The following is a 13,653-nucleotide window of genomic DNA, read 5'->3' on the forward strand; positions in this document are numbered from 1 at the left end:
AAAAACCAGCAGTAATATGCTGCTGGTTTCTTAACAAACGGGCGTAGTACAAGGGCTAGTATAGTGGTCTCCAAAACCATTGATGGGGGTTCGAATCCCTCCGCCCGTGCTAATGAAAATACAAATGAGCAAAGTTACGAATTACATAGCGGAAGCTTTTGAAGAATTAAAGTCAAATGTGACTTGGCCAGAGTGGGAAGAGGTTCAAAAATTAACAATTGTTGTGGCCATCTTCTCATTTATTTTTGCACTAGCTACATGGGGAGTTGATGAAGTTTTTACTAAAACAATTGAAGGTTTCTTCAATTTATTAAAAGGATAAAAATTACTATGGCGGAGACTAGCGTGAAGAAATGGTATGTTGTAAGAGCTGTAAGTGGACAGGAAAATAAAGTGAAATCCTACATCGAGCAAGAAATTAATCGAGTGGGAATGGCTGATTATATATCACAGGTATTAGTGCCTACTGAAAAGGTAGTTACAGTACGTGATGGGAAAAAGATCAGTAAAGAGCGCGTTTATTTCCCTGGCTATGTTATGATTGAAGCTAATCTAACAGGTGAGATTCCTCATATTATCAAATCAATTACTGGTGTAATTGGTTTTTTGGGTGAAGTAAAAGGGGGGGATCCAGTGCCTTTAAGACAGGCAGAAGTAAACCGTATGTTAGGTAAGGTAGATGAATTATCGACTACAGTTGATCATGGAGGTATACCTTATACTGTTGGTGAAACAATTAAAGTAATTGATGGACCTTTCAATGGTTTTAATGGAACTATTGAGAATATCAATGAAGAGAAACGTAAGTTAGAGGTAATGGTGAAAATTTTTGGAAGAAAGACACCATTGGAATTAAGCTTTGTTCAAGTAGAGAAAGTATAATAATTATTTATATAATTCACATCAATCGCTTCCAATTGATCGATGTGCTTAATTTTTTTTAAAAATGGCTAAAGAAGTTAGTAAAGTAGTTAAACTACAAGTAAAGGGAGGTGCTGCGAACCCGTCGCCACCGGTTGGACCTGCTTTGGGAGCTGCTGGGGTTAACATCATGGAGTTCTGTAAGCAGTTCAATGCTAGAACACAAGATAAACCAGGCAAAGTATTACCAGTACAAATTACTGTGTACAAAGACAAATCGTTTGATTTTGTTGTAAAAACTCCACCTGCTGCAATTCAATTATTAGAAGCTGCAAAAATTAAATCAGGATCTGGGCAACCAAATCGTAAGAAAGTTGCTAGTGTTTCTTGGGATCAAATCAAAACGATCGCTGAAGACAAAATGCCTGATTTAAATGCTTTCACAATTGAAAAAGCAATGAGCATGGTAGCTGGGACAGCTAGATCTATGGGTATTACTGTAACTGGAGATTCTCCTTTAAACTAAGAGAAAATGGCAAAATTAACGAAAAAGCAAAAAGTTGCTGCTTCTAAAATTGAGAAGAATAAGGCTTATTCTTTAAAAGATGCTTCTGCATTAATCAAAGAAGTTGCTTCTGCAAAATTTGATGAATCAGTTGATATCGCTGTTAAATTAGGAGTAGACCCTCGTAAGGCGAATCAAATGGTTAGAGGTGTATGTTCATTACCACACGGTACAGGTAAAGATGTAAGAGTATTGGCTTTGGTTACTCCAGATAAAGAAGCTGAAGCAAAAGCAGCTGGTGCTGACTACATTGGTTTAGATGAGTACTTGCAAAAAATTAAAGACGGTTGGACAGATGTTGATGTTATCATCACTATGCCAGCAGTTATGGGTAAATTAGGTCCATTAGGTCGTATTTTAGGACCTCGTGGTTTAATGCCAAACCCTAAAACAGGTACAGTTACTATGGAAGTAGGTAAAGCTGTAGAAGAAGTGAAGTCTGGTAAAATTGACTTTAAAGTTGACAAAACTGGTATCGTTCATGCGGCTATCGGAAAAGTATCTTTCGATGCTGAGAAAATCCAAGAGAACGCTCACGAAATCATTCAAACATTAATTAAATTAAAACCAACTGCTGCAAAAGGTACTTATATTAAGTCTATCCACTTATCAAGTACTATGAGTCCAGCGATCGCTTTAGACCCTAAAGCTGTTTAATTGGTAGTTAAAAAATTTTAGTATCATGACTAGAGAAGAAAAATCATTAGCGATTCAAGATTTAACTGCACAGTTAGCTGGAACTAATATCGTTTACTTAGCAGATATTTCTGGTTTAAATGCAGAAACTACTTCAAACTTGAGAAGAGCTTGTTTTAAAGCTGGTATCAAAATGGAAGTTGTTAAGAATACTTTACTTGCTAAAGCAATGGAAGCTTCTGATAAAGAGTTTGGTGAATTACCAACTGCTTTAAAAGGAAACACGTCTATCTTAATTGCAGACGTTGCAAATGCTCCAGCTAAAGTAATCAAAGAATTCCGTAAAAAAAGTGATAAGCCTGTATTAAAAGGAGCTTACATTAATGAAGAAGTATACATCGGTGATAAAGAATTAGAATCGTTAGCGGCTCTTAAATCGAAAGAAGAAGTTATCGGAGATATCATCATGTTGTTACAGTCTCCAGCAAAACGTATCCTTTCTGCTTTACTTAACAATGCAGAGCAAAAAGGTGAGGAGACAGCTGAATAATTAGCGCACTATTAAATTTATATATTACAAAATCATTAAAAGATAGAAAAAATGGCAGATTTGAAACAATTCGCAGAACAATTAGTAAACTTAACAGTTAAAGAAGTAAATGAATTAGCTACAATCTTAAAAGATGAGTATGGTATCGAGCCTGCTGCTGCTGCAGTTGTAGTTGCTGCTGGTGGTGGTGATGCTGCTGCTGAAGAGCAAACTGAATTTACAGTTGTATTGAAAGATGCTGGTGCTTCTAAATTAGGAGTAGTTAAAGCTGTTAAAGAATTAACTGGTTTAGGATTAAAAGAAGCTAAGGATTTAGTAGATTCAACTCCAGCTAACGTTAAAGAAGGTGTTTCTAAAGATGAAGCTGAAGGCTTGAAAAAAGCTTTAGAAGAAGCTGGTGCTGTAGTTGAGCTTAAATAAGCTTTCTTAGTATAGCATAAAGGTTTAGGCCTTGGGTAAAGCACCCAAAGGCCTAAACCATTTTACGTATAATAAATTTTTATTTTTAAGTTTATACTTACGTAAATTAAAACAAAAAAATTTTTGACCAATACGAAGGCGGAACTAAAACTCTACTTCATTTTATTTCTTGAGATGTATTGGTTGTTAAAAGAAGTATACATTGTTTTATAAATAGTGTTTTCAAACACTCAAATTACTTTTTTTTAATCAAAATTTTGTCCATTGATGATAACAAATCAGACTGAAAGATTGAATTTTGCTTCGACAAAAAACATTCCGAACTATCCAGATTTCTTGGATGTTCAAGTGAAGTCGTTTAAAGATTTCTTTCAATTAGAAACGAAATCTGATGAAAGAGGCAACGAGGGGTTATACAACACCTTCATGGAAAACTTTCCAATCACTGACACTCGCAATCAGTTCGTATTAGAGTTTTTAGATTATTTTGTTGATCCTCCTCGTTATACAATCGAAGAATGTATAGATAGAGGTCTTACTTACAGTGTACCCTTAAAAGCTCGTTTAAAATTATATTGTACTGATCCTGAACATGAGGATTTCGAAACGATCGTACAAGATGTATATTTAGGTACAATTCCTTATATGACACCTAGTGGTACCTTTGTTATCAATGGTGCTGAGCGTGTGGTTGTATCGCAATTACACCGTTCACCAGGTGTGTTCTTTGGACAATCATTCCACGCTAATGGAACAAAATTATACTCTGCTAGAGTAATCCCTTTCAAAGGTTCTTGGATTGAATTCGCTACCGATATCAACAGTGTGATGTACGCTTATATCGATAGAAAGAAAAAATTACCTGTAACTACTTTATTCCGTGCTATTGGTTTTGAGCGCGATAAAGATATCTTAGAAATTTTCGACTTAGCGGAAGAAATTAAAGTATCTAAATCAGGTTTAAAAAAATATATCGGACGTCGTTTAGCTGCGCGTGTATTAAATACATGGCATGAAGACTTCGTAGATGAGGATACAGGTGAAGTAGTATCTATCGAGCGTAATGAAATTATCTTAGATCGTGATACGCTTTTAGATAAAGATAATGTAGAAGAAATTGTTGATGCAAACGTAAAATCGATCTTGTTACATAAAGAAGATACGAATGCGGCTGATTATTCAATCATTCACAATACCTTACAAAAAGACCCTACAAACTCTGAAAAAGAGGCTGTAGAACACATTTACCGTCAGTTACGTAACGCTGAACCACCAGATGAAGAAACGGCTCGTGGTATTATCGAGAAATTATTCTTCTCTGACCAACGTTACAACTTAGGTGATGTAGGTCGTTACAGAATGAACAAAAAATTAGGTTTAGATATTCCTATGGATAAGCAAGTGCTTACTAAAGAGGATATCATAACTATCGTAAAATATTTAATTGAGTTAATTAACTCTAAAGCTGAGATTGACGATATTGACCACTTATCTAACCGTCGTGTACGTACAGTAGGGGAACAATTATCGGCTCAGTTTGGTGTTGGTTTAGCGCGTATGGCGCGTACTATTCGTGAGCGTATGAACGTTCGTGATAACGAGGTGTTTACACCTATTGATTTGATTAACGCTAAGACATTGTCTTCAGTAATCAACTCTTTCTTCGGTACGAACCAGTTATCTCAGTTCATGGACCAAACAAATCCATTAGCTGAAATTACACACAAACGTCGTTTGTCTGCATTAGGTCCAGGTGGTTTATCTAGAGAGCGTGCAGGTTTCGAGGTTCGTGACGTTCACTATACGCACTACGGACGTTTATGTCCAATTGAAACTCCTGAGGGACCAAACATTGGTTTGATTTCATCTCTTGGGGTTTATGCTAAAGTAAATGGCATGGGATTCATTGAAACGCCTTACCGTAAAGTTGAAAACGGTGTGGTAGATATCGTTAATGAACCTGTTTATTTAAGTGCTGAAGAGGAAGAAGGTAAGATGATTGCACAAGCAAACATCGAAATGAATGCAGAAGGAAAAATTACTACGGATAAAGTAATTGTTCGTGAAGAAGGTGACTTCCCAGTAGTAGATCCTAACTCAGTACATTATACTGACGTTGCTCCTAACCAGATTGCTTCGATTTCAGCTTCATTAATTCCGTTCTTAGAGCACGATGACGCGAACCGTGCGTTGATGGGCTCGAACATGATGCGCCAGGCCGTACCATTGTTACGTCCTGAATCTCCAATTGTTGGAACGGGATTAGAGCGTCAAGTAGCTTCTGATTCAAGAGTATTAATCAATGCTGAAGGTAGTGGTGTAGTAGAGTATGTAGATGCTGACAAAATCACTATCAAATATGATAGAACAGATGAGGAAAGAGCTGTAAGCTTTGACCCAGATGAAAAAACTTATCAGTTAATTAAGTTCCGTAAAACGAATCAAAGTACAACTATCAACTTAAAACCTATTGTAAGAAAAGGGGATAGAGTAGTAAAAGGTCAAGTACTTTGTGAAGGTTACGCAACTCAAAACGGTGAATTAGCTTTAGGTAGAAACTTACAAGTAGCCTTCATGCCTTGGAAAGGGTATAACTTCGAGGATGCGATTGTAATTTCTGAAAAAGTAGTTCGTGATGATATCTTTACCTCTATTCATATTGACGACTATTCATTAGAAGTTCGTGATACTAAATTAGGTAATGAAGAGTTAACAAATGATATTCCAAACGTTTCGGAAGAGGCTACTAAAGACTTAGATGAAAACGGTATGATTAGAATTGGTGCCGAGGTGAAACCTGGTGATATCCTAATCGGAAAAATTACTCCAAAAGGAGAATCTGACCCAACACCTGAAGAAAAGTTATTAAGAGCTATCTTTGGTGACAAAGCGGGTGATGTAAAAGATGCTTCATTAAAAGCGTCTCCATCATTACACGGGGTGGTATTAGATAAAAAATTATTTGCTAGAGTTGTTAAAGACAAGCGTAAGCGTTCTGCTGAAAAAGATGAATTAGCGGCTCTTGAAATGCAATATGAAACAAAATTTGTTGAATTAAAAGATAGATTAATCGACAAATTATTCTTAATCATTGATGGCAAAACATCACAAGGTGTAAATAATGATTTAGGTGAAGAAGTATTACCTAAAGGTAAAAAATACACTAAAAAGATGTTACAGGCAGTGGAGGATTTTGCTCACCTTTCTGGCGGTCAATGGGTAGCTGATGATGAAACTAACGTGATGGTTAATGACTTAATTCACAACTATAAAATTAAGTTAAACGATTTACAAGGTGCTTTACGTCGTGAGAAGTTTACAATCACGGTAGGAGACGAGTTACCATCAGGTATCTTAAAATTAGCGAAGGTTTATATTGCTAAGAAACGTAAGTTGAAAGTGGGTGATAAGATGGCAGGTCGTCACGGTAACAAAGGTATCGTAGCGCGTATCGTTCGTCAAGAAGATATGCCATTCTTAGAAGATGGAACACCAGTAGATATCGTATTGAATCCACTAGGGGTACCATCGCGTATGAACATCGGTCAGATTTATGAAACCGTTTTAGGATGGGCAGGTAAAAAATTAGGTAGAAAGTATGCAACACCAATCTTTGATGGTGCTTCTTTAGACGAAATTAATGCCTTAACTGACGAAGCAGGTATTCCAAGATTTGGTCACACCTATCTTTATGATGGTGGTACGGGAGAGCGTTTCCACCAACGTGCAACAGTAGGGGTTATCTATATGTTGAAATTAGGTCACATGGTTGACGATAAGATGCACGCTCGTTCTATTGGTCCTTACTCATTAATCACGCAACAACCTTTAGGTGGTAAAGCACAGTTTGGTGGTCAGCGTTTTGGAGAGATGGAGGTTTGGGCACTTGAGGCTTATGGTGCATCAAGTACATTACGTGAAATCTTGACTGTGAAGTCGGATGACGTAATTGGTAGAGCGAAAACTTACGAAGCTATCGTTAAGGGTGAAACTATGCCGGAACCAGGATTACCTGAGTCATTCAACGTATTAATGCATGAATTAAAAGGTCTTGGTTTAGACATCCGTTTAGAAGAATAAATTTTTGGTTTCAAGTTTAAACTTTAAGGTTGAAAGCAACCTTAAAGTTTTAAACTTTTAAACTTTTAAACAAAATTTAAGATGACAACAAATAGAAATAAAGATAAAAATACCATCAAAAGATTTAACCAAATCTCTATCGGTTTGGCGTCGCCAGAATCTATCTTGGCGGAATCTCGTGGTGAAGTATTAAAGCCTGAAACTATCAACTATCGTACGCACAAACCTGAGCGTGATGGTTTATTCTGTGAGCGTATCTTCGGTCCTGTAAAAGACTATGAGTGTGCTTGCGGTAAATACAAAAGAATCCGTTACAAAGGTATCGTATGTGACCGTTGTGGGGTTGAAGTTACAGAAAAGAAAGTACGTCGTGACCGTGTAGGACACATCAATTTAGTAGTGCCTATTGCTCATATTTGGTATTTCCGTTCGTTACCTAACAAAATTGGTTACGTATTAGGTTTGCCATCTAAGAAATTAGACATGATTATTTACTACGAGCGTTATGTAGTTATCCAACCGGGTATTGCTAAAAACGCAGATGGTGAATCATTGCAAGCAATGGAATTCTTAACAGAAGAAGAATACTTAAATATTTTAGATTCTCTTCCGTTAGAAAACTTATATTTAGATGATAACGACCCTAATAAATTCATCGCTAAAATGGGTGCTGAATGTATTATGGACTTATTAGCTCGTGTGGATTTAGATGCTTTGTCTTATCAATTACGTCACGCTGCTAATAACGAAACATCTAAACAAAGAAAAACAGAAGCGTTAAAACGTCTTCAAGTGGTGGAATCATTCCGTGAGTCTAACTTAAACAGAGAGAACTTACCTGAGTGGATGATTTTGAAAGTAATTCCAGTTATTCCACCTGAATTACGTCCGTTAGTGCCACTAGATGGAGGTCGTTTCGCTACTTCGGATTTAAATGACTTATACCGTCGTGTAATTATCCGTAACAATCGTCTGAAGCGATTAATGGAAATCAAAGCGCCAGAAGTAATCTTACGTAATGAAAAACGTATGTTACAAGAAGCGGTGGATTCATTATTCGATAACACAAGAAAAGCTTCTGCGGTTAAAACAGAATCTAACAGACCATTAAAATCATTATCTGACTCGTTAAAAGGTAAGCAAGGGCGTTTCCGTCAAAACTTATTAGGTAAACGTGTGGATTATTCAGCTCGTTCGGTAATCGTCGTTGGACCTGAGTTAAAGATGTATGAGTGTGGTTTGCCAAAAGATATGGCTGCTGAGTTGTACAAACCTTTCGTAATCCGTAAGTTGATTGAAAGAGGTATTGTAAAAACAGTTAAGTCAGCTAAAAAAATCATCGATAAAAAAGAGCCTGTAGTATGGGATATCCTTGAAAATGTAATCAAAGGACACCCAGTATTACTTAACCGTGCTCCTACGCTTCACCGTTTAGGTATCCAAGCTTTCCAGCCTAAGTTAATTGAAGGAAAAGCAATCCAGTTACACCCGTTAACATGTACGGCGTTTAATGCCGACTTTGACGGTGACCAGATGGCGGTTCACTTACCATTAGGGCCAGAGGCAATCCTTGAAGCGCAATTATTGATGTTAGGTTCTCACAATATCTTGAACCCTGCTAACGGTGCTCCTATTACAGTACCATCTCAGGACATGGTTCTTGGATTGTACTATATGACAAAACAACGTTTGTCAACACCTGAACATCCAATTTTAGGTCAAGATTTAACGTTCTACTCTGCGGAAGAGGTGCATATTGCTTTAAATGAAAAACGTTTAGAGTTAAATGCGCGTATCAAAGTTAGAGCTAAAGATTTCAACGAAAATGGTGAGTTAACTTACCAAATTATTGAAACCACTGCTGGACGTGTATTATTTAACGAAGTAGTACCTGAGGCGGCTGGATATATCAATGAGGTTTTAACTAAGAAATCATTACGTGATATTATTGGTAAAATCTTAGCAGTAACTGATGTTCCTACTACGGCAGCTTTCTTGGATAACATGAAAGATATGGGATACGGATTCGCTTTTAGAGGTGGTTTATCATTCTCATTAGGGGATATCAAAATTCCTGACCAAAAAGAACCATTAATTGCTGATGCTCGCGAAAAAGTAGAAGAGATTTCCATGAACTATAACATGGGTCTTATTACAAACAACGAGCGTTACAATCAGGTAATTGATATTTGGACTTCTGCCAATGCACAATTGACTGAGGCGGCTATGAAAAATATCCGTGAAGACCAACAAGGTTTCAACTCGGTATACATGATGCTTGATTCTGGAGCCCGTGGTTCGAAAGAGCAGATTCGTCAGTTAACTGGTATGCGTGGTTTGATGGCTAAGCCTAAAAAATCAACTGCTGGTGGTGGTGAAATTATTGAAAACCCGATTTTATCGAACTTTAAGGAAGGATTATCTATCTTAGAATACTTCATCTCTACGCACGGTGCTCGTAAAGGTCTTGCGGATACGGCGTTAAAAACGGCGGATGCGGGATACTTAACGCGTCGTTTACATGATGTAGCACAAGACGTAATCGTTAATACGGTGGATTGTGGTACGTTACGTGGTGTTGAAGTAACAGCATTAAAGAAAAACGAGGAGATTGTTGAAGGATTAGGTGAACGTATCTTAGGACGTGTAGCGTTACAAGACGTAATCAATCCATTAACTTCTGAAGTTATCGTAGCGGCTGGTGTAGAAATTACGGAAGCTATCATTAGAGAAATTGAAGCTTCTCCAGTAGAAAGCGTAGAAGTACGCTCTCCATTAACATGTGAGGCTACAAAAGGTATCTGTGCTAAATGTTACGGTCGTAACTTAGCAACAGGTAGAATGACTCAAAAAGGGGAAGCCGTAGGTGTAATTGCTGCACAGTCTATTGGTGAACCAGGTACACAGTTAACACTTCGTACATTCCACGTTGGAGGGGTTGCTGGAGGTATCTCTGAAGAGTCAAGCATCTTAGCTAAATTTGGTGGTCGTCTTGAAATTGAGGACTTAAAAACAGTTAAAGGTGAAGATACGGATGGAAACGAAGTAGATATCGTAATTTCTCGTTCTACAGAGTTGAAATTAGTAGATGATAAAACAGGTATTTTATTAAGTACACACAATATTCCATACGGTTCTAGTATTTATGTAAATGATGGAGACGTAGTGGCTAAAGGTGATGCTATCTGTAAATGGGACCCATATAACGGGGTAATTATTTCAGAATTTACGGGTAAAGTAGGTTACGAAGATTTAGAACAAGGACAATCGTACTTAGTTGAAATTGACGAGCAAACTGGTTTCCAAGAAAAAGTAATCTCTGAGGCTAGAAATAAAAAATTAATCCCAACATTACATATTTATGGTAATGACGGTGAATTGATTCGTTCATACAACTTACCAGTAGGGGCTCACTTAATGGTAGACAATGGAGAGAAAATTAAAGCGGGTAAAATTTTAGTAAAAATCCCACGTCGTTCTTCTAAAGCAGGCGATATCACGGGAGGTTTACCAAGAATTACTGAGTTATTAGAAGCTCGTAATCCTTCTAACCCAGCTGTAGTTTCTGAAATTGATGGGGTTGTGTCATTCGGTAAAATTAAGAGAGGTAACCGTGAAATCGTTATCGAGTCTAAATTTGGTGAAGTGAAGAAATATTTAGTTAAACTTTCTAACCAAATCTTAGTTCAAGAAAATGACTTCGTAAGAGCGGGTATGCCTTTATCAGATGGAGCGATTACTCCAGATGATATCTTAAGAATTAAAGGGCCATCTGCTGTACAACAGTACTTGGTAAATGAAATTCAAGAGGTGTACCGTTTACAAGGGGTAAAAATTAACGATAAACACTTTGAGGTGGTTATCCGTCAAATGATGCGTAAAGTACAGGTGCAAGACCCTGGAGATACGTTATTCCTTGAAGAACAATTGATTCATACGAAAGACTTTATTGAAGAAAACGATAAGTTATTTGGAATGAAAGTGGTAGAAGATGCAGGTGACTCAGTGAATTTAAAACCAGGTCAAATTGTAACACCACGTCAGTTACGTGATGAAAACTCGTTGTTAAAACGTGAAGATAGAAACTTAGTAGTAGCTCGTGATGTTGTTACGGCTACAGCTACACCAATTCTTCAAGGTATTACAAGAGCGTCGTTACAAACTAAGTCGTTCATCTCGGCGGCATCGTTCCAGGAAACAACTAAAGTATTAAATGAAGCAGCGGTTGCTGGTAAAATTGATACCTTAGAAGGTCTTAAAGAAAACGTTATTGTAGGTCACAGAATCCCTGCTGGTACAGGTATGAGAGATTATGATAATACTATCGTAGGGTCTAAAGAAGAGTACGATGAATTGATGATTACTAAAGAAGAATATAACTTCTAAGTAATTTGAAATTTAAAATAGATAAAAATCCTAACAGTGTATGCTGTTAGGATTTTTTTAATTATTATTGCTTCAAACTTTTAATAAATTGTAATTAAAATGAACAATCCAAATCCAGAACAAGAAGGACAAATCAATATAGAATTAGATGAAAAAATTGCAGAAGGAACCTATTCTAATCTAGCCATTATCAATCATTCTAATACCGAGTTTGTAGTAGATTTTATTAACATCATGCCTGGAATGCCAAAGGCAAAAGTAAAATCAAGAATTATTTTAACTCCCGAGCATGCTAAAAGATTAACCCAAGCCTTAATCGATAACATTCACCGTTTCGAAAATGCGCACGGTGAAATTAAAGAAGAAGAACAGCCTCAGATTCCTTTGAACTTTGGACCTACAGGACAGGCTTAAGATAAGTGTGAATGAAATAGTAGATAAAAACAAAAGCGACCTCGAGGTCGCTTTTGTTTTTCTAAATTCTAAATTCTGATTTCTAAATTCTGATTTCTATTCAAACTCAGAGGTGAATAAAAGTTTTACACTAGGAAATTTTTGTTGGGTCATCGTGATGGAAAAATCAGAATCCGCTAGGAAAACCAATTGTCCATATTTGTCTTTTGCCATGAATTTTTGTTTGATGCGTTTGAACTCGGCAAATTCTTCGCTTTTAGGGTCTTCTGGCTGCACCCAACATGCTTTGAAAGCAGGGAAGGTTTCGTAGCTACATTTCGCGCCGTATTCGTGCTCTAAACGGTATTGAATTACCTCGTATTGTAAGGCTCCTACAGTTCCAATTACTTTTCTTCCGTTCATTTCAAGAGTAAATAACTGAGCTACCCCTTCATCCATTAACTGGTCAATACCTTTTTCCAATTGTTTTGCTTTTAATGGGTCGGCGTTATTGATATAACGGAAATGTAAAGGAGAGAAACTTGGGATACCTTTGAAATTCATGATTTCACCTTCTGTTAAGGTATCTCCAATTTTAAAATTCCCAGTATCGTGTAAACCCACAATATCTCCAGGGTATGAAATGTCAACAATCTCTTTTTTCTCAGCAAAGAAAGCATTGGGACTAGAGAATTTTAAATTTTTCCCGTGGCGTACGTGTAAGTAAGGTTTGTTACGTTCAAAAGTACCCGAAACAATTTTGATAAACGCCAAACGGTCACGGTGTTTTGGGTCCATGTTGGCATGAATTTTAAATACGAAACCTGAAAACTTATTTTCATCAGGTTTTACTTCGCGCGTGTCAGAATGCTTCGGCTTTGGAGAAGGTGCAATTTCAATAAAACCGTCTAATAATTCTCTTACTCCAAAATTATTTAAAGCCGAACCAAAAAATACAGGCTGTAATTCGCCATTCAAATAAGCCTCACGGTCAAAAGAAGGATATACCTCGTCAATTAATTCTAATTCTTCACGCAAGCGAGCGGCCGCTTTATCTCCAATAATTTTTTCTAATTCAGGGCTGTTTACATCTTCGAAAGCTATCGTTTCTTCGATGTTTTTACGACTGTCACCTTCAAAAATATTGATGTTCTTTTCCCAGATATTATAAATTCCTTGGAAATCATATCCCATACCAATAGGAAAACTTAGTGGAGTAACATGTAAACCCAGTTTTTTCTCCACTTCATCCATCAAGTCAAAAGCATCCTTACCTTCACGGTCTAATTTGTTGATGAAAACGATCATAGGGATGTTGCGCATACGGCACACTTCAACCAGCTTTTCAGTTTGTTCCTCAACCCCTTTAGCTACGTCTATCACCACAATCACACTATCCACAGCCGTAAGGGTTCTAAAAGTATCTTCGGCAAAATCTTTGTGACCTGGTGTATCTAAAATATTTATTTTTTTATCTTTGTAATTAAAGGCTAAAACGGAAGTTGCCACTGAAATCCCTCTTTGGCGTTCAATTTCCATAAAGTCTGATGTAGCTCCCTTTTTAATTTTATTGCTTTTTACGGCTCCAGCTTCTTGGATAGCTCCACCAAATAAAAGCAATTTCTCGGTTAAGGTTGTTTTACCTGCGTCGGGATGCGAAATAATTCCGAAGGTTCTTCGGCGTTGAATTTCAGTATTAAAACTCATTGTTTACTTTTTTTAAGTATTTTTGTATTAAAATATTTTAACGTTTTGTTAAGGA

Annotated in this window: 10 protein-coding genes and 1 tRNA gene; 10 read left to right on the forward strand and 1 reads right to left on the reverse strand. The window is 36.9% G+C overall.

The annotated features are described in order from the left end of the window. The first annotated feature begins 37 nt into the window (after positions 1 to 37). The 10 genes from ACQY29_RS07335 (at position 38) to ACQY29_RS07380 (ending at position 11,912) form a co-directional block, all read left to right on the forward strand. A tRNA-Trp gene (locus ACQY29_RS07335) sits at positions 38 to 109 on the forward strand. A gap of 15 nt (positions 110 to 124) precedes the next feature. After that, on the forward strand, positions 125 to 322 hold the full coding sequence (secE, locus tag ACQY29_RS07340; RefSeq protein ID WP_428224573.1) for a preprotein translocase subunit SecE: 198 nt from the start codon (positions 125 to 127) through the stop codon (positions 320 to 322). Positions 323 to 330: 8 nt separating this feature from the next. Further along, on the forward strand, positions 331 to 882 hold the full coding sequence (nusG, locus tag ACQY29_RS07345) for a transcription termination/antitermination protein NusG (RefSeq protein ID WP_428224574.1): 552 nt from the start codon (positions 331 to 333) through the stop codon (positions 880 to 882). Positions 883 to 946: 64 nt separating this feature from the next. Further along, entirely contained in the window at positions 947 to 1,387 is a 441-nt protein-coding gene (gene rplK, locus ACQY29_RS07350; RefSeq protein ID WP_428224575.1) for a 50S ribosomal protein L11, read from the forward strand. A gap of 6 nt (positions 1,388 to 1,393) precedes the next feature. Next, entirely contained in the window at positions 1,394 to 2,083 is a 690-nt protein-coding gene (gene rplA, locus ACQY29_RS07355) for a 50S ribosomal protein L1 (RefSeq protein WP_428224576.1), read from the forward strand. Positions 2,084 to 2,108: 25 nt separating this feature from the next. Continuing rightward, positions 2,109 to 2,612 carry a 50S ribosomal protein L10 gene (gene rplJ / locus ACQY29_RS07360; protein WP_428224577.1) on the forward strand — a complete coding sequence of 168 codons (504 nt, stop codon included), beginning with the start codon at positions 2,109 to 2,111 and terminating at the stop codon, positions 2,610 to 2,612. 51 nt (positions 2,613 to 2,663) lie between these two features. After that, on the forward strand, positions 2,664 to 3,032 hold the full coding sequence (rplL, locus tag ACQY29_RS07365; protein ID WP_428224578.1) for a 50S ribosomal protein L7/L12: 369 nt from the start codon (positions 2,664 to 2,666) through the stop codon (positions 3,030 to 3,032). Between the two features lie 267 nt (positions 3,033 to 3,299). Beyond that, complete coding sequence (gene rpoB, locus ACQY29_RS07370) at positions 3,300 to 7,112, forward strand: DNA-directed RNA polymerase subunit beta (RefSeq protein WP_428224579.1); 3,813 nt, start codon at positions 3,300 to 3,302, stop codon at positions 7,110 to 7,112. A gap of 81 nt (positions 7,113 to 7,193) precedes the next feature. Next, positions 7,194 to 11,498 (forward strand): DNA-directed RNA polymerase subunit beta', encoded by a 4,305-nt coding sequence (gene rpoC / locus ACQY29_RS07375; RefSeq protein ID WP_428224580.1) that lies wholly within the window; start codon positions 7,194 to 7,196, stop codon positions 11,496 to 11,498. A 99-nt stretch (positions 11,499 to 11,597) separates the two neighbouring features. Beyond that, positions 11,598 to 11,912, forward strand: coding sequence for a DUF3467 domain-containing protein (locus ACQY29_RS07380; RefSeq protein WP_428224581.1), 315 nt, complete (start codon positions 11,598 to 11,600; stop codon positions 11,910 to 11,912). A 96-nt stretch (positions 11,913 to 12,008) separates the two neighbouring features. On the opposite strand, the gene ACQY29_RS07385 is transcribed toward ACQY29_RS07380, so the two are convergent. Beyond that, positions 12,009 to 13,598 (reverse strand): peptide chain release factor 3, encoded by a 1,590-nt coding sequence (locus tag ACQY29_RS07385; RefSeq protein WP_428224582.1) that lies wholly within the window; start codon positions 13,596 to 13,598, stop codon positions 12,009 to 12,011. Between the last annotated feature and the right edge of the window lie 55 nt (positions 13,599 to 13,653).

The sequence above is a fragment of the Flavobacterium sp. genome, from assembly GCF_965262375.1.
In the GTDB taxonomy this organism is placed as follows: domain Bacteria; phylum Bacteroidota; class Bacteroidia; order Flavobacteriales; family Flavobacteriaceae; genus Flavobacterium.

What these genes read in the sequence shown, in the direction of transcription:
- secE (WP_428224573.1), top strand. Translation starts at nt 125, where the DNA reads ATGAGCAAAGTTACGAATTACATAGCGGAAGCTTTTGAAGAATTAAAG.
- nusG (WP_428224574.1), top strand. Translation starts at nt 331, where the DNA reads ATGGCGGAGACTAGCGTGAAGAAATGGTATGTTGTAAGAGCTGTAAGT.
- rplK (WP_428224575.1), top strand. Translation starts at nt 947, where the DNA reads ATGGCTAAAGAAGTTAGTAAAGTAGTTAAACTACAAGTAAAGGGAGGT.
- rplA (WP_428224576.1), top strand. Translation starts at nt 1,394, where the DNA reads ATGGCAAAATTAACGAAAAAGCAAAAAGTTGCTGCTTCTAAAATTGAG.
- rplJ (WP_428224577.1), top strand. Translation starts at nt 2,109, where the DNA reads ATGACTAGAGAAGAAAAATCATTAGCGATTCAAGATTTAACTGCACAG.
- rplL (WP_428224578.1), top strand. Translation starts at nt 2,664, where the DNA reads ATGGCAGATTTGAAACAATTCGCAGAACAATTAGTAAACTTAACAGTT.
- rpoB (WP_428224579.1), top strand. Translation starts at nt 3,300, where the DNA reads ATGATAACAAATCAGACTGAAAGATTGAATTTTGCTTCGACAAAAAAC.
- rpoC (WP_428224580.1), top strand. Translation starts at nt 7,194, where the DNA reads ATGACAACAAATAGAAATAAAGATAAAAATACCATCAAAAGATTTAAC.
- ACQY29_RS07380 (WP_428224581.1), top strand. Translation starts at nt 11,598, where the DNA reads ATGAACAATCCAAATCCAGAACAAGAAGGACAAATCAATATAGAATTA.
- ACQY29_RS07385 (WP_428224582.1), bottom strand. Translation starts at nt 13,598, where the DNA reads ATGAGTTTTAATACTGAAATTCAACGCCGAAGAACCTTCGGAATTATT.